A 19,309-nucleotide genomic window follows, 5' to 3' on the forward strand; every position below is an offset into this window, starting at 1 on the left:
ATATGGTAGAGATCGCCCCTTACAGGCCGAGCATCTGGGCGGGCTCGGCGATGACCTGCTGGATGATCAGCCCCGCCGCGCCCAGCACGGCGGCGTCCGCGCCGATGCCGGAGACCACGAGAGCGGGCGGCATGCCCCGCATGTGGCCCAGCCGGGTGCCCAACCCCTCCGCCACCGGCCCTTCGAGCCAGGGGAAGAGCGGCGCGTAGATCCCGCCGAGCACGATCCGGCCCGGGTCGAGCAGGTGCACGGCCGAGGTGAGCGCCACGCCGAGCGCGTGCCCGGCCCGCCCGCACGCCTCCAGCGCCCGGCGCTCCCCCGACTCCAGCCGCGTGACCAGCTCGGACACCGAGGGCAGTGGCCCCAGCAGGGCGTCCTGACCGGCGTACACCTCCAGGCAGCCCCGCCCGCCGCACCTGCAGGCGGGCCCGTCCGGCACCACGACCACGTGGCCGAGCTCGCCCGCCAGCCCGAACGTCCCCCTGAACACGGTGCCGTCCACCACGAGCCCGGCCCCGATGCCGATCTCGCCGGACACGTAGAGGAAGTCCGTCTCCCGCGAGCCGAACCACAGCTCGCCGAGCGCCGCCAGGTTCGCCTCGTTGTCGATGACGAAGGGCAGGTCGACGAGGTCCGGCACGCGTACGTCCCGCCAGCCCAGATGCGGCGCGTTGCGCAGCACCTCGCCCTCGACCGTCCCGGGCACGGCCAGGGCGGCGCCGATGACCCGCAGCCCGCCCAGCTCGGCCTCGGCCGTGGTCTCCTTCACCAGGTCGCGCAGGCTCCCGAGGATGTCCACGGGGTCGGAGTTGCGGTTGTCGGCCGGCCGGGTACGGCGCAGCCGCACCTCCCGGGTCAGATCGACGACGCACGCGGCCAGGTAGTCGATGTTGATCTCCAGCCCCAGCGTGGCGACCCGGTCGCCGCTCAGGCTCACGGCCACGCCCGGCCGCCCCCGCTCGCCGCCCCGCACGGCCCCGCCCTCGGCCACCGCTCCCGCCTCGATCAGGTCGGACACGAGGCTGGACACGGTGGTCTTGGTGAGCCCCGTCATCTCGGCGAGCGCGGCCCGGGTGTGCGGTCCTGATCGGTGGATGGCGCCCAGGACTACGGCCAGGTTACGGGCGCGCATGGAATCATGCCGAACCCCTCTTGACGCCGCCATGCCTACCTCCTCAGGATTATGTACAGATTATGGACTAAACCGAGGAGCACCCCAAATGACCGATTTCATCCCAACCCCGACCGACCAGTTCACCTTCGGCCTCTGGACGGTCGGCTGGCAGGCGCGCGACCCCTTCGGCGACGCCTCGCGGGCGCCGCTCGACCCGGTGGAGTCCGTCCACAAGCTCTCGGAGCTCGGCGCGTACGGCGTCACGTTCCACGACGACGACCTGCTCGCCGTCGAGCCCGACCGGGACAAGGCCATCGCCGCGTTCAGGAAGGCCCTGGACGAGACCGGCATGAAGGTCCCGATGGCCACCACGAACCTCTTCACCCACCCGGTCTTCAAGGACGGCGCGTTCACCAGCAACGACCGCGACGTCCGCCGGTACGCGCTGCGCAAGGTGATCAGGAACATCGACCTGGCCGCCTCGCTCGGCGCCAAGACGTACGTGTGCTGGGGCGGCCGCGAGGGCTCGGAATCGGACTCGGCCAAGGACGTCAAGGCCGCGCTCGACCGCTACAAGGAGGGCCTGGACACGCTGTGCTCGTACGTACGCGAGCGCGGCTACGACCTCCGCTTCGCCCTCGAGCCCAAGCCGAACGAGCCCCGCGGCGACATCCTCCTGCCCACGATCGGCCACGCCCTGGCGCTGATCAACGAGCTGGAGCACCCGGAGATGGTGGGCCTCAACCCCGAGGTCGGCCACGAGCAGATGGCCGGGCTCAACTTCGTGCACGGCATCGCCCAGGCGCTGTGGCACGGCAAGCTCTTCCACATCGACCTCAACGGCCAGCACGGCCCCAAGTACGACCAGGACCTGATCTTCGGCCACGGCGACCTCAAGAGCGCCTTCTTCCTGGTCGACCTGCTGGAGAACGGCGGCTACGACGGCCCCCGCCACTTCGACTACAAGCCGCTGCGCACCGAGGACGCCCAGGACGTGTGGGACTCGGCGGCCGCGAACATGCGCACCTACCTGATCCTCAAGGAGAAGTCGCGGGCCTTCCGCGCCGACCCCGAAGTGCAGGAGGCCCTGAGCGCCTCCCGCGTGGACGAACTCGCCCAGCCCACGCTTGCGCCGGGCGAGACCTGGGCAGACCTGGCCAAGGACGACTTCGACCCCGAAGTGGCCGCCGCCCGCGGCTTCCACTTCACCCGGCTCAACCAGCTCGCGCTCGAGCACCTCCTGGGGGTACGCGGATGACGAAACCGATCAGTGTCCAGCTCTACACCGTCAGGGACGCGCTGGCGGCCGACCGCGACACGGTGCTGAGCCGGATCGCGGAGATCGGCTACCGGTCCGTCGAGCCCTACGACCCCACGACGGACCCCAAGGGCTTCCGCGAGGTCGTGGACGACCTGGGGCTGACGGTGTCGAGCACGCACGCGTACGCGCTGCTCAGCAAGGACCCGTCGGAGGTCTTCGACGCCATCGCCACGGTCGGCACCGACCTGGTGATCATCCCCGGCGGCATCGAGCACGAGGAGTTCACCACGCGCGACGGCCTGTCGCGCACGGCCGATCTGCTGAACGGCTTCGCCGAGCAGGCGGCCCGGTACGGGATGCGGATCGGCTACCACAACCACTGGTGGGAGATCGAGCCCGAGATCGACGGCCGGCACGCCATCGAGGTGCTGGCCGACCTGCTCGCTCCCGAGGTGTTCCTGGAGATCGACACCTACTGGGCGGCGGTGGGCGGCGCGGACGTGCCGGCCCTGCTCGGCCGCCTCTCCGAGCGCGTCCTGGCGCTGCACGTCAAGGACGGCCCGGTGGTCAAGGGCGAGCCGCACACCGCGGTGGGCCGCGGCGTCATGGCGGTGCCCGAGATCCTCGACGCCGCACCCGACGCCTGGCGCATCGTCGAGCTCGACGAGTGCGCGACCGACGTCTTCGCCGCTCTCGCGGACAGCCACGCCTACCTCACCTCCCTGGAGAGCTCTTGAGCAACGGCCCCATCGGCGTCGCCCTCATCGGCGCCGGGAACATCAGTGGCCAATACCTTCGAAACCTCACCTCATTCCCCGACGTCCGTGTGCTCGGCCTCGCGGACATCGACACCGAGCGGGCCGCCGCGGTCGCGGCCGAGTACGGCGTCCCCGTGTCAGGCACCCTCGCCACCGTCCTGGCGGTGCCCGAGGTCGAGATCGTCGTCAACCTCACCGTCCCGTCCGCGCACGCGGCCGTCGCGCTGGAGTCGCTGCGCGCCGGCAAGCACGTGTACGGCGAGAAGCCGCTGGCCATGAGCGTGGACGAGGCCGCCAAGGTCGTGGCCGAGGCCGCCAACCTGGGCCTGCGGGTCGGCGGCGCCCCCGACACGTTCCTGGGCGCCGGGCTCCAGTCGGCCCTGCACGCCCTGCGCTCCGGCCTCATCGGCGAGCCGGTCGCCGTCACGTCCGCCATCCAGAACCTGGGGCCGGAGTCCTGGCACCCCAACCCCGAGTTCTTCTACCAGCCGGGCGGCGGCCCGCTCTTCGACCTCGGCCCCTACTACCTGACGGCCCTGGTGTCGCTGCTCGGGCCCGTCACCCGGGTGGCGGCCGACACCCGCAAGGCGCGGCCGCACCGCGTCGTCGGCTCGGGGCCCAAGGAGGGCCTGGTCTTCCCCGTGGACGTCCCGACGCACGTCAACGCGCTGCTCGACTTCCCGGGGACGGCGACGGCGACGGCCACGTTCAGCTTCGACTCGCCGGTCCCCCGCCGGATGATCGAGATCATCGGCACCGAGGGCGCGCTGTCGCTCCCCGACCCCAACACCTTCGAGGGCCCGTTGCTGGCCCGGGGACCGCGCGACGCGGACTGGCGCGAGCTGCCGGTGTCGGGCACCACGGCCGGGCGCGGCATCGGCGTGCTCGACCTGGCCAGGTCGCTCCGGGCGGGCACGGAGCACCGGGCGTCGGGGGAGCTGGCGTACCACGTGCTCGAGCTCATGTGCGCCATCTCGGAGTCGGGCGAGCGCGGTGAGTTCCTGCCCATCAACTCCACCTTGACCGCTCCGGACCCGCTCCCCGCCGACTGGGACCCGCACGCGGCGACCTTCTAGCGACCCTGCCCACCCGCCGCCCCGCCGCTCGTCGGCGGTGGGGCGCGGGCCGTCCGGGACTGGCGACACGGAGGGTTTGGATGGTAACGCGTTGGCTTGGGTGACGCGGAGCCGCAAGAATGGCGCGATGGCGGAAAGTGCCGAGACCGACTGGGTCTCCAGGTTCGCGGACGAGGTCATCACCGAGGCGGAGCGGCGCGCGCCCGGCAAACCGATCGTCTGCGCCTCAGGCCTGAGCCCGTCGGGCCCCATCCATCTGGGCAACCTGCGCGAGGTCATGACCCCCCACCTGGTCGCCGACGAGATCCGGCGACGCGGGGTCGAGTGCGTGCACCTGCTGTCCTGGGACGACTACGACCGCTTCCGCAGGGTGCCCGCGGGCGTCGACCCGTCGTGGGCCGAGCACATCGGCAAGCCGCTGACCTCGGTGCCCGCCCCTCCCGGGAGCTCGTACGCCAACTGGGCCGAGCACTTCAAGGCGCCCATGATCCAGGCCCTGGAGGAGCTGGGCGTCGAATACCGCGGCATCAGCCAGACCGAGCAGTACACGCGCGGCGCCTACCGCGAGCAGATCCTGCTGGCCGTGCGCGAGCGCGCGAAGATCGACGCCGTGCTCTCCCGCTACCGGTCGAAGCAGGTGGAGGAGTACTTCCCGTACAAGCCGTACTGCGACCTGTGCGAGCGCGACCTGACGACGGTCACCGCGTACGACGACGCGACCACCGAGCTGGCCTACACCTGCGAGTGCGGCTTCGGCGAGACCGTGCGCCTGGCCGAGCACGACCGCGGCAAGCTCGTCTGGAAGGTCGACTGGCCGATGCGCTGGGCCTACGAGGGCGTGGTCTTCGAGCCGTCGGGGGTCGATCACCACTCTCCCGGCTCGGCGTGGATCGTCGGCGACCAGATCGTGGGCGAGGTGTTCGGCGGCCGGCAGCCGATCGGCCCCATGTACGCGTTCGTCGGCATCACCGGCATGGCCAAGATGAGCAGCTCCAAGGGCGACGTGCCGACTCCCGCCGACGCGCTGGAGATCATGGAGGCGCCGGTGCTGCGCTGGCTGTACGCCCGCCGCAAGCCCGCCCAGTCCTTCAAGATCGCCTTCGACCAGGAGATCCAGCGGCTCTACGACGAGTGGGACGCCCTGGGCCGCAAGATCGCGGATGATCAGGGGCAGCCCGCCGAGCTGGCCGCGTACAGGAGGGCGGTGGGCACGGCCGCGGGCCCGCTGCCCGCCACCCCGCACCCGGTCCCGTACCGGACGCTGGCCTCCATCGTGGACGTCACGACCGGCGACGCCGAGCAGACCCTGCGAATCCTGCGCGACCTCGACGCGATCGAGACGCTCGACGAGGCCCGCCCTCGCCTGGACCGGGCACAGCGCTGGGTCGATGCCCACGTGCCCGCCGGCGAGCGCACGCGCGTGCGCGAGGAGCCGGACGAGGAGCTGCTCGACTCGCTCGGCCAGACCGAGCGCGAGTCGCTGCGGCTGCTGTCCGACGGCCTGGACGACTGGTCGCTGGACAGCCTCACCACGCTCGTGTACGGCGTGCCGAAGCTCCAGGCGGGCCTGCCGGCCGACGCCAAGGCGACACCCGAGCTGAAGGCGGCGCAGCGGGCCTTCTTCGCCCTGCTCTACAGGCTGCTGGTCGGCCGCGACACCGGCCCCAGGCTGCCCACGCTGCTGCTGTCCATCGGCGCCGACCGGGTGCGGAAGCTCGTCGGCACGTGAACGGCGCCGTCCTGATCACCGGCGTCTCGGCCGCCGGCAAGTCCACCGTGGCGCAGGCGCTGGCGGAGCGCCTGCCGCGCTCCGCCCACGTGCGCGGCGACACGTTCCGGCGCATGGTCGTGGGCGGCCGCGCCGAGATGACCCCCGACCTCGACGGCGAGGCGCTCCGCCAGCTGCACCTGCGTCACCGGATAGCGGCGAACACCGCGGACCTGTATTTCGATGCCGGATTCACGCCAATAGTCCAGGACGTTATTCTTGGCCCGGACTTGGAACGGTTTACGAAATTGATTCATACTCGTCCTCTTCATGTAATCGTCCTGGCACCCGATCCGGATGAAGTGGATCGCCGCGAACGTGCCCGCCCCAAGGTCGGGTACGGCTCCGACTGGACGATTACCCAGCTAGACGAGTCGCTGCGGACCGAGACCCCGCGCATTGGCCTATGGTTGGACACCACGCGCCAGACCCCCGGGGAGACCGTCGACGAGATCATCGAGAGGGCCGCGGAGGCGCTGGTCCGATAAATGACGGACCAATGCAAGGCAGTGTCAAGTGACTTGCATGTGTGGCGAGTCATCTTGATTCCATGAACAAGCAGCCTTTCGCCGCCAGCGTCAGTGTCAGTGTCATCGTCCCCGCGATGAACGAGGCCGAGAACCTTCCCCACGTCTTCGCGACGCTGCCCGACTGGATCGACGAGGTGATCCTGGTCGACGGCAACTCGACCGACGACACCATCGCCGTAGCGCGCAGGCTGCGCCCCGACCTCCGGGTCGTCGTGCAGAGCCGGCGCGGTAAGGGCAACGCCCTCATCGAGGGCTTCCAGGCCGCCCGCGGCGACATCATCGTCATGATCGACGCCGACGGCTCGACCGACGGCCGGGAGATCCACTCCTTCGTCTCCACTCTCATCAACGGCGCCGACTTCGCCAAGGGCTCCAGGTACGCCCCTGGTGGCGGCTCGGACGACCTCAGTCCGATCCGCTCGCTCGGCAACAAGGTCCTCACCGGGATGACCAACCTGCTCTACGGCACCCGCTACACGGACCTCTGCTACGGCTACAACGCCTTCTGGGCCCGTCACCTCGACTCCCTCGAGCTCGACTGCGACGGCTTCGAGATCGAGACCCTGATGAACGTCCGCGCCGCCCAGGCCGGCCTCATCATCCACGAGGTCCCCAGCCACGAGCGCTCCCGCATCCACGGCGTGAGCAACCTGAACGCGGTGCGCGACGGCTGGCGCGTGCTCAAGACGATCATGCGGGAGCGTACGCGGGGGGCCGGCGTGCCGGCGCAGACCCAGGTCGCCCTCGCAAAGTGACATCCTTGGACAATGCGCTACATAGTGATCGGGGCCGGAGCAGTCGGCGGAACCATCGGTGCCCGCCTCCACCAAGGCGGGCACGACGTTCTCCTCGTCGCGAGAGGCGCCCACTACGAGGCACTCAAGCGTGACGGCCTGCGCCTGATCACCCCCGAATCCACCGAGACCCTCGACATCCCCGTCGCCGACGGCCCTGTCCCCGCGCGTGACGACGACGTGCTGATCCTGGCCACCAAGTCCCAGGACACCGTCTCCGCGCTGGCCGACTGGCCGTCCGACCTGCCCGTGGCCTGCGCCCAGAACGGCGTCGCCAACGAGCGCATGGTCCTGCGGCGGTTCGACCGCGTTTACGGCGTCTGCGTGTGGCTGCCGGCCCAGCATCTGGAGCCCGGCGTCGTCGCCGCCCACGGACACCCGTACTCGGGCCTGCTCCACGTCGGACGTTATCCCCAGGGTGTGGATGACCTCGCCGAGCGGATCGCCGGCGACCTCGGCAAGCACGGCCTGGTGGGCCTGACCCAGACCGACGTCATGCGCTGGAAGCACGGCAAGCTGCTCAGCAACCTGGGCAACGCCGTGGAGGCGCTCGTGGGCCACGTTCCCGGAAGGGACAAGATCGTCGAGGCGGCCAGGACCGAGGCCAAAGCCTTGCTCGACCGGGCCGGGATCACGTACTCCACGCCGGAGGAAGAGGCGAGCCTGCGCGGCCACCAGGTGGACATCCGGCCCATCGAGGGCATCGTCCGCGGCGGCGGGTCGTCGTGGCAGAGCCTGGCCAGGAGCAGCGGCTCCATCGAGGCCGACTACCTCAACGGCGAGATCGTGCTGCTCGGCCGCCTGCACGGCGTACCCACCCCGGTCAACGAGGTGCTGCGGCGCGAGGCCAACAAGTTCGCGCAGGAGAAGCGGCCGCCCGGCTCGATGCCGCTGGAGACCCTGCAGGCCCTCATCGACGGGCGTTGCGCAGCCTGATCCCGCTGAACTCCAGCGTGCTGGCGATCACCTCGTCCCAGAACGGCCACAGGCTGGGCAGCACCCTGAGCTGGATCCCCGCCTCCTCGTGCAGCTCGAACAGGTCGCCCACGCGTTCCGGCGGGCCGAGCGGCGTCACGGCGACCGTGGACACCACGGCGGTCGGCGGGTCGCCGATGGGCGCGAAGCCGTCCGCCGGCAGCCGGTACGCGTACAGCCGGACGTCTTTGAGCGCCTGGAGCCAGCCGTACTCGATGGCGTGCACGCGATCGCCGCACCCCGCGCCGACGATCCGGGCCGTGTCCTCCTCGGTGGTGCGCGGCCCGACCCAGGCCATGGCCCGCGGGCAGGCGCGTGGGAACCAGTAGTCGGGACAGCGGTCGCGATCGACGGCCCACACGTACGACTCCGTCAAGATCGAGGTCGGGGCCACATGCGGGACGAAACGCTCGATCGTCGGGTCCTCGGAGAAGTGGAGCACCTGCCCCGGCTCGGGTCTCATGATTGCAATCTTGGCGCATACCTCATCCCCGACAGGGCAGTGGAAACGGGCTCTTACGACAAGGGGTGAGTTGGATGATTCTGCTTGGAGTGCTCTTGGTTCTCCTCGCCGGCAGCGCCGTGGCCCTCGTCCTGACCGAGGAGAGCGCCAGGTACATCCTGTTCGGGTACACCTTCGAGCCCAATCAGGTGGAGATGTTCCTCGCCGGGGCGGCGGTCATGGCCGTCCTGGCGCTGGGCCTCTGGCTGATCGGCTCGGGCTCGCGCAGGTCCGCCAGGCGCCGCCGCCGGTTGCAGGGCGCCAGGGCCGAGGCCTCCGACCGGGTGGCCCGGCTGGAGGACGAGAAGCGCGAGCTGGAGAAGCGCCTGCGACACTCCCCCGAGCCGGGCGACCGACTGGTCGCGCGCGACTCGGAGGAGGCCAGGCCGTGAGTCACTGGCGCGAGGGCACCAGCTTGCCCTCGCGCCAGAGCGCGAACCCCGTGATGAGCGCGCCGAGCCCTTCCCAGAGCCCGACGCCGAAGAACTTGGCCGGCGCGGCCCCGGTCAGCACCAGCGTGGTGAAGACCGCGAATGTCACGAGCCTGAACGGCACCGTCCACCGGAAAAACGGCGTGTAGTCGTGAGAAGCCGCGAAAACGTAATAAACGCCCATGTTCACCGCCGCCATCGACGAGGCGGCCATATAGACCAGCGTGTAGTCACCGGCGGGACGGACATCGAGCACCTCGAAACCCAGCATGGCCAGCAGCGAGTCGGGTGAGACCAACCCGAGCAGGCCGAGCGCGAAGGCGAGGAATCCGAAGACCGCGATGGTCCAGCCAGAGAAAGAACGCGGAAGACGCACAGAAATCCTTCCAAAGGGGGGTGTACTCTGCGAGGCGATCTCATCTTGCACCCGGAGGTCGCATGCCCCCCACGCGTGGCCGCCCCATCGCCGTGAAACTTCTCGTCCTCCTGTTCGTCCCGCTGCTGTCCCTCGTGGGCCTGTGGGCGTTCGCCGCGGGCCTGACCGGCGGCGATGGCATGCGCCTGCTGTCGATCAAGGACTTGGCGACCAACCTGGCCGACCCGTCCGAGCGCGTCAACATCGAGTTGCAGGACGAGCGGCTGGTCTCCGTGGAGTTCCTGGTCAGCGGGCAGGGCGCCGCCAAGATGGCCAAGCAGCGCGGCGAGACGGACCAGGCCGTGACCGCGTTCCGTACGCTCGCCAAGAACCAGCGTGACCTGTCACCGGAGATGACCGCGCAGCTCGTCACGCTCAACACCAAGCTCGACCAGCTCGCGGAGGTCCGCCGCGAGGTGGACGGCACGACTGTGGCGCCGCTCGACGTGATCGACGGCTACAGCCAGATCGTGGACGCGTCCTTCCGCATGTACGACGCCATGGTGCTGGTGCCCGACATGGCCCTCTACAAGCAGGCCAGGGCGGTGACCATGCTGGGCGAGGCCAAGGACGTGCTGTCCAGGGAGCGGGCCGTGGTCGCGGTCGTGCTGGCCAGGGGCCGGGTCGAGCCCGCGGAGCACGAGGCGTTCACGGGGATGGTGGCCACCAGGCGGCTGCTGTTCTCGCAGGCGCTCTCGCACCTCGACCGCGACCTGCGCGGCCCGTACGCGCGGCTGGCCGAGTCACCGGTCTACAAGGAGTTCCTGGACGCCGAGGACGCCATCCGGGGCCAGGCGGCCACGAACGGCCTGCCCGTCACGGCCGCCACCTGGCCCGTCGACGGCCAGAACCTGTGGGCGGCGGTCGAGCGCAACCAGGCCCTGGCCGTCAAGAGCCTCGTGAGCCGGGTGACCCCGGCGGCCATCGGCATGCTGATCAAGATCGGGGTCGCGGGCGGTCTCGGCCTGATCGCCGTCATCGCGTCGATCATGCTCTCGCTGCGCTTCCGCAAGCGGCTGGTGCGCGAGCTGGCCGGGCTCCGCGACGCCGCCACGGAGCTGGCCGAGGTGCGGCTGTCCGGCCTGGTCAAGCGGCTGCGCACGAACACCGCCCCGCCCACCGCCGACGAGGTCGCCCCGATCGAGGTCAAGTCCCGCACTTCCGAGGTACGCGACATCGTCCAGGCATTCAACGACGTGCAGTCCACGGCCGTCGCGGCCGCGGTGAGCCAGGCCCGGCTCCGGCACGGCGTCAGCCAGGTCTTCGTGAACCTGGCCAGGCGCAACCAGTCGCTGCTGCACCGGCAGCTGCTCCAGCTCGACAGCATGGAGCGGGCGACGGAGGAGCCCGAGGCCCTGGCGGACCTGTTCAAGCTCGACCACCTCACCACGCGCATGCGCAGGCACGCCGAGAGCCTCATCATCCTGTCGGACCAGGCGCCCGGGCGCGGCTGGCGCAACCCGGTGCCGATCCTCGACGTGCTGCGCGCGGCCGTCGCGGAGGTCGAGGAGTACGAGCGGGTCGAGATCCTCCAGCCGCCGCCGGTCGCGCTGCACGGCGCGGTGGTCACGGACGTGGCCCACCTGATGGCCGAGCTGATCGAGAACGCCACCCTCTTCTCGCCGCCCCAGACCAGGGTGGACCTGCGGACCTCGACCACCCCGCACGGTCTGATGATCGAGGTCGAGGACCGCGGTCTCGGCCTGGTCAGGGCCGAGCTGGACGAGCTCAACGAGCGGCTGGCGAAGATGCCGGAGTTCGACCTGGCGCAGAGCGACCGGCTCGGCCTGTTCGTGGTGAGCAGGCTCGCGGCCAGACACGGCATCAAGGTCACTCTCGCGCCCTCCCCGTACGGCGGCCTGACCGCGATGGCCTCCCTGCCCTTGTCGCTCCTGGCCGATCAGCCGGTCATGAGCGGGCGGTAGCCCCTACGACACGACCTGGAGCAGCGCCTGGTTCTTGGCCTTGGCAGGCTCGGCCAGCCGCTGGATCTCGTTGCCCGCGCTGTCGAACACGACCAGCGTGTTGTGGGCGTGGCCGGCCGCGTGGGCGGCCGTGTGGCCGCCCGCGTGCCCCGGCTGCGCGGGCGCGGCGGCCATCCGCATCACGAGACGACCGTCCGGCAGGTAGTACGCGCCGATCGCGTTGCCCTTGGCCGGCAGCTTCAGCCTCTTGCCCGTCGGGACCTCGACGATGACCGGCTTGAACGTGGTGGGCCAGGTCCTGGTGCCGGACGCCTGCGTGCCCTCCGGGAACGCCACGACCGCCTTGCTGCCGTCGGGCGACAGGCTCTGCACGTGGTTGATGGACTTGACGTTCTTGACCATGGCGGTCTTGCCCGTCTTGGTGTCGAGCCGGTAGAGGGCGTCGCCGGTGCTGGTGTAGCCGGCGAGATAGCGCCCGTTCCCCGCCCAGGCGAGGTGGCAGACGCCCTTGGACACGCCCAGCTTGTGCGGGGCGTTGCTGCCGTCGGCCCGGACGGCGTTGATCGTGCCGTTCGCGCTCGGATAGGCCACCTTGGTCGAGTCGGCGGACCAGACCGGGGTGAGGCACGGCGTACTGCCCTGGAGACCGCTGACGATCGTGCTGGTCTTGCCGCGCTGCCTGATGTTGAGGTTGCCGCTCTCCGTGATCCAGGCGGCCTTCGTGCCGTCGGGCGACGCGGCGAACTGCGTGGCTCCGAAGCTGGCGAGCTGGTGCCACTCGCCGGCGGCCGTGTATCGGCTGAGCTGGTTGCCTGCCGCCGCGTAGACGGCGGCCCCGGACAGATCAGGCGTGGGCGCCGCCCACGCCGCCGACGGGACGACCAGAGCGGCGCCGAGTGCGGCACCAGTCACAATGCGTATCTTCATGATTACACATCGTGCCTGGGAAACGTCACAAACGCAGGAACGGCTCGCCGAAGTGAGCGGTCGCGAGAATCGCGCGCTCGGCCCTGAGCGCCGCGAGCACCTCCGCCCGCGTGCGCGCGGCCGCCTCCTGATCGTCGTCGTAGGCGTACCGGATGGCCGGGTCGTCGAGCTGCACCGGGTGGAGCACGAGGTCGCCGGTCATGGCCACGTCGCCGACCCTGGCGATCTGGTGGCCCGGCGTGTGCCCGGGCGCGTGATGCACGTGGACGCCCGGTGAGACCTCGGCGTGGCCCTCGACGACGTGCAGCTGCCCCTTGATCGGGGTGAGGAGCCGGTCGAGCACGAGGCCCTGCGCGGCGTCCACCTCGGCCTGCTGGAGGACGTACCGGGCGTTCTCGAACGCGGGCCTGCCGTCGGTCACCACGCCGCTGGCGTGGTCGCTGTGCAGGTGCGTCAGGACGACGGTGCCGATCTCGGCGGGCGAGACGCCCGCGGCGGCCAGCTCGCCGGCCAGGGTGCCGGGAACGGGGGCCCAGCTCGCGGCCGGTGAGTCTTCGTCACCGATGCCGGTGTCGACGAGGGTCAGCCGACCGGCCGCGTCGCGGATCAGGTAGCAGTGGAAGTGCAGGACCCAAGGCTCGTCCTGGAGCCCGGAATCGGGGAACATCTCGGCGAGCGGGCGGCGGATCGCCGCTCCCATGGGACCTACGGCGTCGCAGAGCGGCGTCACCTCGACGCCGGACACTGTTATAGATGTATGCGGCACTCGCCCAGATTAAGCGGCTACGGCTACCTGCTGCCGGCGCGGAACGAACTCGTTCTCGATGTCGGCCGCGTAGACGGCGCGGCAGCAGTGCGCGCACCTGTACATGATCGGGCCCTCGTCGAGCTCGTGGTGGCACTGCGGGCAGTGGTTGACGGTCTTCATGGGTGCTCCCCCAAGGAGTTTCTGTTGGTTCTATGGAACCCTCACCGAGTTGCAGGGGTCCTGCATGTCACTTGACACGATGGCGCTGCTTCGACGGGGGCCCTATGCCCTCCGGCACACCGGCTGCGGTAATTTTCCTCGCAGTACGGTGCCGAGAAGAACATTGTCACGCCCCCCTGCCCGCGTCCGTGGGAGAAACTCCGAGAACGGTCCGGGAATAGCCCAAGAGGGCTAGGCGTTGACTGGGCAAGGTGGTGTGGTATCTTGCCACCAGGCGTCGAGCTTCGGCTCCGCTGATCTTCATCTGAGTCTCGCCCCGGTTCTCTCGAGGGGCCCGGCTTCCTTTCTTTTCGCACCGCGCCCGACCGCTTTCGGGCTGGTCCGGCGCATTCCCCCAAAGGGGTTTCACCATGTCTGTACACATTCCTGAGCAGCGTGCGGACGTGCCCGTCCGCCAGGTCGAGGGCCTCCTGGACGTACGCGAGAAATCCGCGTTCCTCCGGGCCGGGCACCTCCCCGGACCCGGCGACGTGCGCCTCACGCCCGACAAGGTACGGCAGTTCGACCTGCGGCCCGGCGACCACGTCGTCGCGTCGTTCGCCGGCAACAAACTCGTCGGCGTCACCTCGGTCAACGGCGCCGCGCAGTGGCGCGACCGGCCCGGGTTCGCCGAGCTGACACCCGTACATCCGACCGAGCGGCTCCGCATCGAGACCGAGTCGCTCAGCACGCGCGTCATCGACCTCTTCGCGCCCATCGGCAAGGGGCAGCGCGGCCTCATCGTCGCCCCGCCCAAGGCCGGCAAGACCATGGTCCTGCAGGCGCTGGCCGCCGGGATCACCCGCAACCACCCCGAGGTCCACCTCATGGTTCTCCTCGTGGGCGAGCGGCCCGAGGAGGTCACCGAGATGCGCGCCACGATCTCCGGCGAGATCTTCTACTCCACCTTCGACCACCCCGACCGCGACCACACCGCCGTCGCCGAGCTGGCCATCGAACGCGCCAAGCGGCTCGTCGAGTCCGGCCAGGACGTCGTGCTGCTGCTCGACTCGCTGACGCGGCTGGGGCGGGCGTACAACAACCTGGCGCCCGGCGGCGGCCGGGTCCTCACCGGCGGCATCGACGCCGGGGCCCTGTACCCGCCCAAGCGCTTCTTCGGCGCCGCCCGCAACGTCGAGGGCGGCGGCTCCCTCACCATCCTCGCCACCGCCCTGGTGGACACGGGGTCGCGGATGGACAACAACCTGTACGAGGAGTTCAAGGGGACGGGGAACATGGAGCTGCACCTCGTCCGCGAGCTCGCGGAGCGGCGGCTCTTCCCGGCCGTGGACCTGGACGCCTCGGGGACCCGGCGGGAGGAGATCCTGCTGCACACGGAGGAGCGGCAGGTGGTGTGGCGGCTGCGGCGCATGCTCACCTCCCTGGAGAAGCGGCAGGGGCTCGAGATCCTCGTCGACAAGCTCCGCGCCACCCCCTCCAACGCCGCCTTCCTCCTCGAAGCCACCACCGCCGCCTGACCCCACACCCAACGCCCGCACCCCTTCAGCACGCCGCGTCGGCGAGCAGGGGGCGGAGACCGGCGGTGTGGTGATGCGCACGTCAGGAGCCAAGCCCCGCCCCGTGGGAAGGGTCCCGGGGTGGTGGACGAGAATGGGCGGCATGCTGGCCGATATCGTCGAATACCTAGCGTGCCCCGTCTGCCGAGCCACCCTCCGGCTCGACGCCGGCGCGCTGCGGTGCGCCCAAGGGCACGCCTTCGACATCGCCAAGCAGGGCTACGTAAGCCTCCTGGTCGGCAACAAACCCCCGGGAACGGCCGACAGCCCCGAGATGGTGGCCGCGCGGGCGCAATTTCTCGACGCGGGCCACTACTCACCACTGCACGACGCAGTAGCAGAAACTGTACGAAAGTACGCGTGCAGCAAGAACGTTCCAGCAAAACGTGAGTACTCCACCGAAACGAATGACGGCACGGGGCTGAGGGCGTACCGTGGGGCGGGAGTGGAGGCCGGTTACGGCGCTGGATCAACGGATCCCGCGTACGAGCCGGAAATCGACGGTGATCGTCGCGCGGAGGGCTGGGCCGCGCCGTTGATCGTCGACGCAGGCGCGGGCACCGGGCACTACCTGGCGGCCGTGTTGGACGCGGTGAACGATGGCATCGGGATGGCGTTCGATGTGTCGAAGCACGCTGTACGCCGGGCGGCGCGGGTGCATCCCAGGGCAGGGGCGTTCGTGGCCGACGTGTGGCGTCCGCTCCCCATCAGGGATGGGGTGGCCGATGTGGTGATGGACGTGTTCGCGCCCAGGAACGGGCCCGAGTTCGGGAGGATCCTGAGGCCCGGCGGCGTCGCGGTGGTCGTGACCCCGGCGGCGCGGCATCTGAGCCCGCTGGTCGAGGAGCTCGGGCTGCTCTCCGTGGACGACGAGAAGGAGCGCAGGCTGGCGCGGAGCCTGGAGGGCTTCGCCGAGGTGGAGCGACGTTCGGTCGAGTTCGAGATGGAGCTGGGGCATGGCGGCATCGCCCAGGTGGTCGGGATGGGCCCGAGTGCGTGGCATACCGACCCGGCCGAGCTCGACAGGCGAATAGCGGGATTTATCTCCCGAAATGCCATGAACAGCCAGCAAAAAGTAGTAACGCACGCAGCGTTTCACCTGTCTATCTTCGAGCCCGTACCCCGATCAAGACCCGTTCCTTGACGGGCATGTGGGACTGGTGTTACTGATGGGGCATTTAGTCCGAAATTCCCCCACATTCCCTGAGTTTTTCCCCGGAACACGCGCAATACTGGACGGCATCCCGCGCCCGGAGGCACGGGACATCAATGGGAGGGGGCGCACCGGATGAAGGCGGAGGAACGCTGGCAGGCCAGGTTCCGCGCGTCGCGCATGACGCTGCCGTCCTGGGCACGCCAGGCCCCCAACCGCTCCATCTACCGCTCCAACGCCACCGGCACCTGGGAGGTCTACGCCTGGGACCGCGTGAGCGGCGCCGTCCGCCAGGTCACCGACCGCCCGAAGGGCACCGCGTACGCCGCCATCGACCCCACCGGCCAGTGGATCTACTGGTTCGCCGACACCGCCGGCGACGAGTTCGGCGTGTGGTGGCGCCAGCCGTTCGCCGGCGGCCCCAACGAGCCGGTCGCCCCCGACCTGCCGCCGGGCCAGCCCGGCGGCCTCGCCCTGTCCACGACGGGCGTCGCGGCGATCAGCATGGCCAGCGAGGGCACGTTCAGGATCCATGTCGTACGCGTCGGCGGCCCGGCGAGTCTCCTGTACGAGCACAGCGAGGCCGCCTGGGTGGCCGACATGTCCCTCGACGGCTCGCTCATCGCGATCAACCACGGCGAGTACGGCGACTTCCGCCACCCCGCACTCCGCGTCGTCCGCCCGAGCGGCGAGACGGTGGCCGAGCTGTACGACGGGCCCACCAAGGGCGTCACCGGCCTGCACTTCGCCCCCGTCGTCGGCGACCGCCGCCTGCTGGCCCTGCACGAGCGCCGCCAGCGCCACGAGCCCCTGGTCTGGGACCCGGTGAGCGGCGAGCAGCGCGAGATCTGGCTGAGGGACCCCGGCGACCTGAACGCCGAGTGGTACGACGACGGCCGCGGCCTGCTCATCCTGCGCGACCACCGCGCCCGCACGTACCTGCACCGCTACGACCTCGCGGGCGGCGGCCTGACGCTCATCGACACCCCGCACGGCGTGATCGAGGAGGCGTCCCCCCGGCCCGGCGGCCACGTCGAGTACTCCTGGTCCAGTGCCTCGCGCCCGCCGGTCATCCGCTCCAGCAGCGGCCAGGTCGTGGTCAATCCCGGCGGCCCGCCCGCCCCGCCGAGCGTCCCCGTCGAGGACATCGACGTCGACGGCGAGGGCGGCCGCATCCACGCGCTGGTCTCCAAACCCGAGACGGGCGTCGCCCCGTACCCGGCCGTCTTCCTGCTGCACGGCGGCCCGACGGCGCACGATCGCGACGCGTTCTCGCCGGAGGTCGCAGCCTGGGTGGACGCGGGGTTCGCGGTGGTGCGGGTCAACTACCGGGGCTCGACCGGCTACGGCTCCGCCTGGCGCGACGCGCTGCACGGCGACGTCGGGCACATCGAGCTGGCCGACGTGGCCGCCGTACGCCAGGTCGTGGTCGATCGCGGCATCGCCGACCCGAACCGGATCGTGCTGGCCGGCGCGGCCTGGGGCGGCTATCTCACGCTGCTCGGCCTCGGCACCCAGCCGGAGCTGTGGGCGGCCGGCATCGCGGCGGTGCCGATCGCCTGCCACCAGACCTCGTACGAGGACGAGGCGGAGAGCCTGCGCGCCTACCACCGCGCGCTGCTCGGCGGCTCACCCGACGAGCAGCCGGAGCAGTACGCGGCCAGCTCCCCCATCACCTACGTCGACCAGGTCAAGAGCCCGCTGCTGATCCTCGCGGGCGAGAACGACACGCGCTGCCCGCTGCGCCAGATCGAGAAGTACGTGGCCAAGCTGGCCGAGCACGGGCGCGAGCACGAGGTCTACATGTACGACGCCATCGGCGGCTCGCTCGTGGTGGCGGAGCGGATCGCGCAGACCGCCCTCCAGCTCGAATTCGCCAGGAAGCACGTGGATCACAGCGGCATTTGACACACTGTAAGAAGTTTCCCGACTGATCGACTTGACCGTCAGACTCTCCCGGTGACAGCATGTGCCGACGCTGTCACAGGGAGGCGTTGTTGAGCGTGTTAGCGGGCGCGCAGCACCACGATGGCCAGGTCGTCCTGGCTCGGCTCGGAGGCGAACTCTGCCGCGCCCCTGCGGATGCGCTCGGCCACCGCCCTGGCCGACAGCCCGGCGCATTCGGCCAGCAGCTTGGCCAGCCCGCCGTCGTCGTCGAGCAGCCGTCCGCTCGAGCGCCGCTCCGTCACCCCGTCGGTCACCGCCAGCAGCACGTCGCCGTGCTCAAGATGCACGGTGTCGGCCTCGAACATGACCTCGTGGAAGACCCCCAGCAGCGACTGCGGCGTGGTCACGGCCTCCACCTTGCCGCTCGGCTTGAGCCGCAGCGCCTCGGGGTGCCCGGCCGACACCAGGCGCACCTCCAGCCCGGTCGCCACGGGCGTGATGTCGCCGTGCAGCAGCGTGAGGAACCTGGCGCGCTCGCCCTCCTCCAGGATCGCCTGGTTGAGCCGCCCGAGCACGGCCGCCACGCCGTACCCCTCGCGGGCCAGCAGCCGCAGCGTGTGGCGGGCGAGCCCGGTCACGGCGGCGGCCTCGGGGCCCGTGCCGCACACGTCGCCGATCGCGAACCGCCACGAGTCGTCGCCCGCCTTGAACAGGTCGTAGAAGTCGCCGCCCACCTCGTTGGTCTCGCCGGCGGGCTCGTAGATGACGCCATAGTCGAGCCCGGGGACCTCGGGCTCGTTGGGCGGCAGCAGGCTGCGCTGGAGCGCCCGGTTGGCGGCGGCCTGCTGTGCGTAGAGCCGGGCGTTGTCCATGGCCAGCGCGGCACGCCTGCCGATGTCCTCGGCGAACTGGATGACGTCGTCGGGGAAGCGGTCGGGCCGGCCCAGGCACATCATGCCGAGCCCCCGCCCGCGCGCCGTGAGCGGCACCGCGAGCACCTGCGAGTCGGCCAGGTGGACGGTCGAGGTGACCCTGGTGTCGGCGGCGGACACGTCTATATCGGCGAGCTGCTCGCGCAGCCCGTCGATCCTGGCCTCGTCGGCGTGCCAGAGGTAGACCAGCCGCATCGGCCCGACGGAGTTGTCGGAGGTGTAGACGGCGCACCAGCTGGACAATCGCGGGACTACGACCTGGGCGACGAGGGCAGGTACCATGTCGGGGTCGAGCGTGCCCGCGAGCAGGTCACTCGCATCAGCGAGAAACCCGAGCCAGTGCGGGCCTCGGGCGCTCTCCTCAAGCCATTCGGCGG

General features: G+C 70.4%; 19 protein-coding genes. 12 read left to right on the plus strand and 7 right to left on the minus strand.

Features of this window, described 5'->3' with window-relative positions; translation table 11 throughout:
* Positions 1-19: 19 nt before the first annotated feature.
* Positions 20-1,132, minus strand: coding sequence for an ROK family transcriptional regulator (locus ABZX61_RS42470; RefSeq protein WP_355202796.1), 1,113 nt, complete (start codon positions 1,130-1,132; stop codon positions 20-22).
* An 88-nt stretch (positions 1,133-1,220) separates the two neighbouring features.
* On the opposite strand from ABZX61_RS42470, the gene xylA reads away from it, so the two are divergent.
* The 7 genes from xylA (at position 1,221) to ABZX61_RS42505 (ending at position 8,237) form a co-directional block, all read left to right on the plus strand.
* Positions 1,221-2,372, plus strand: coding sequence for a xylose isomerase (xylA, locus tag ABZX61_RS42475; RefSeq protein WP_355202799.1), 1,152 nt, complete (start codon positions 1,221-1,223; stop codon positions 2,370-2,372).
* Positions 2,369-3,112: a sugar phosphate isomerase/epimerase gene (locus ABZX61_RS42480; protein WP_355202801.1), complete on the plus strand. Its 744-nt coding sequence runs from the start codon at positions 2,369-2,371 to the stop codon at positions 3,110-3,112. The genes xylA and ABZX61_RS42480 overlap by 4 nt, the downstream gene beginning before the upstream one ends.
* Positions 3,109-4,209, plus strand: a complete 1,101-nt coding sequence (locus ABZX61_RS42485; RefSeq protein ID WP_355202804.1) for a Gfo/Idh/MocA family oxidoreductase — start codon at positions 3,109-3,111, stop codon at positions 4,207-4,209. The genes ABZX61_RS42480 and ABZX61_RS42485 overlap by 4 nt, the downstream gene beginning before the upstream one ends.
* Before the next feature lie 127 nt (positions 4,210-4,336).
* Positions 4,337-5,938, plus strand: coding sequence for a lysine--tRNA ligase (lysS, locus tag ABZX61_RS42490; RefSeq protein ID WP_355202807.1), 1,602 nt, complete (start codon positions 4,337-4,339; stop codon positions 5,936-5,938).
* The gene (locus tag ABZX61_RS42495; protein ID WP_355202810.1) at positions 5,935-6,465 is read left to right on the plus strand and encodes an AAA family ATPase; all 531 of its coding nucleotides are present in this window, start codon (positions 5,935-5,937) and stop codon (positions 6,463-6,465) included. The genes lysS and ABZX61_RS42495 overlap by 4 nt, the downstream gene beginning before the upstream one ends.
* A 62-nt stretch (positions 6,466-6,527) precedes the next feature.
* On the plus strand, positions 6,528-7,262 hold the full coding sequence (locus ABZX61_RS42500) for a glycosyltransferase family 2 protein (protein ID WP_350732644.1): 735 nt from the start codon (positions 6,528-6,530) through the stop codon (positions 7,260-7,262).
* A gap of 12 nt (positions 7,263-7,274) precedes the next feature.
* A complete protein-coding gene (locus ABZX61_RS42505) occupies positions 7,275-8,237 on the plus strand; it encodes a 2-dehydropantoate 2-reductase N-terminal domain-containing protein (protein ID WP_355202813.1) in 963 nt (320 codons plus the stop codon).
* Here the strand turns inward: ABZX61_RS42505 and ABZX61_RS42510 are convergent.
* Entirely contained in the window at positions 8,212-8,739 is a 528-nt protein-coding gene (locus ABZX61_RS42510; protein ID WP_355202816.1) for a DUF6886 family protein, read from the minus strand. The genes ABZX61_RS42505 and ABZX61_RS42510 overlap by 26 nt on opposite strands.
* A gap of 89 nt (positions 8,740-8,828) precedes the next feature.
* On the opposite strand from ABZX61_RS42510, the gene ABZX61_RS42515 reads away from it, so the two are divergent.
* Positions 8,829-9,170 (plus strand): hypothetical protein, encoded by a 342-nt coding sequence (locus tag ABZX61_RS42515; protein ID WP_355202818.1) that lies wholly within the window; start codon positions 8,829-8,831, stop codon positions 9,168-9,170.
* Between the two features lies 1 nt (position 9,171).
* Here the strand turns inward: ABZX61_RS42515 and ABZX61_RS42520 are convergent, their stop codons facing one another.
* Positions 9,172-9,585, minus strand: coding sequence for a hypothetical protein (locus ABZX61_RS42520; RefSeq protein WP_313044104.1), 414 nt, complete (start codon positions 9,583-9,585; stop codon positions 9,172-9,174).
* A 62-nt stretch (positions 9,586-9,647) separates the two neighbouring features.
* On the opposite strand from ABZX61_RS42520, the gene ABZX61_RS42525 reads away from it, so the two are divergent.
* Entirely contained in the window at positions 9,648-11,549 is a 1,902-nt protein-coding gene (locus ABZX61_RS42525; protein ID WP_355202820.1) for a nitrate- and nitrite sensing domain-containing protein, read from the plus strand.
* Positions 11,550-11,552: 3 nt separating this feature from the next.
* Here the strand turns inward: ABZX61_RS42525 and ABZX61_RS42530 are convergent, their stop codons facing one another.
* Genes ABZX61_RS42530 through ABZX61_RS42540 form a run of 3 tightly spaced genes read right to left on the minus strand, consistent with a single transcriptional unit; the run spans position 11,553 to position 13,404 of the window.
* Positions 11,553-12,476, minus strand: a complete 924-nt coding sequence (locus tag ABZX61_RS42530; RefSeq protein ID WP_355202822.1) for a hypothetical protein — start codon at positions 12,474-12,476, stop codon at positions 11,553-11,555.
* A gap of 25 nt (positions 12,477-12,501) precedes the next feature.
* Entirely contained in the window at positions 12,502-13,221 is a 720-nt protein-coding gene (locus ABZX61_RS42535; RefSeq protein WP_350732636.1) for an MBL fold metallo-hydrolase, read from the minus strand.
* Positions 13,222-13,251: 30 nt separating this feature from the next.
* Positions 13,252-13,404, minus strand: coding sequence for a hypothetical protein (locus tag ABZX61_RS42540; protein WP_355202825.1), 153 nt, complete (start codon positions 13,402-13,404; stop codon positions 13,252-13,254).
* A 410-nt stretch (positions 13,405-13,814) separates the two neighbouring features.
* Between ABZX61_RS42540 and rho the strand changes: the two genes are divergently transcribed.
* The 3 genes from rho to ABZX61_RS42555 all read left to right on the plus strand — a co-directional run bounded on the left by rho (position 13,815) and on the right by ABZX61_RS42555 (position 18,021).
* The gene (rho, locus tag ABZX61_RS42545; protein WP_350732633.1) at positions 13,815-14,921 is read left to right on the plus strand and encodes a transcription termination factor Rho; all 1,107 of its coding nucleotides are present in this window, start codon (positions 13,815-13,817) and stop codon (positions 14,919-14,921) included.
* Between the two features lie 133 nt (positions 14,922-15,054).
* Complete coding sequence (locus ABZX61_RS42550) at positions 15,055-16,104, plus strand: putative RNA methyltransferase (protein ID WP_355202828.1); 1,050 nt, start codon at positions 15,055-15,057, stop codon at positions 16,102-16,104.
* A gap of 144 nt (positions 16,105-16,248) precedes the next feature.
* Positions 16,249-18,021: a prolyl oligopeptidase family serine peptidase gene (locus tag ABZX61_RS42555; protein WP_350732631.1), complete on the plus strand. Its 1,773-nt coding sequence runs from the start codon at positions 16,249-16,251 to the stop codon at positions 18,019-18,021.
* 98 nt (positions 18,022-18,119) lie between these two features.
* On the opposite strand, the gene ABZX61_RS42560 is transcribed toward ABZX61_RS42555, so the two are convergent.
* Entirely contained in the window at positions 18,120-19,214 is a 1,095-nt protein-coding gene (locus tag ABZX61_RS42560; protein WP_350732630.1) for a GAF domain-containing SpoIIE family protein phosphatase, read from the minus strand.
* Positions 19,215-19,309: the final 95 nt, after the last annotated feature.

This window comes from Nonomuraea sp. NPDC003709 (genome assembly GCF_040610775.1).
Taxonomy (GTDB): domain Bacteria; phylum Actinomycetota; class Actinomycetes; order Streptosporangiales; family Streptosporangiaceae; genus Nonomuraea; species Nonomuraea angiospora_A.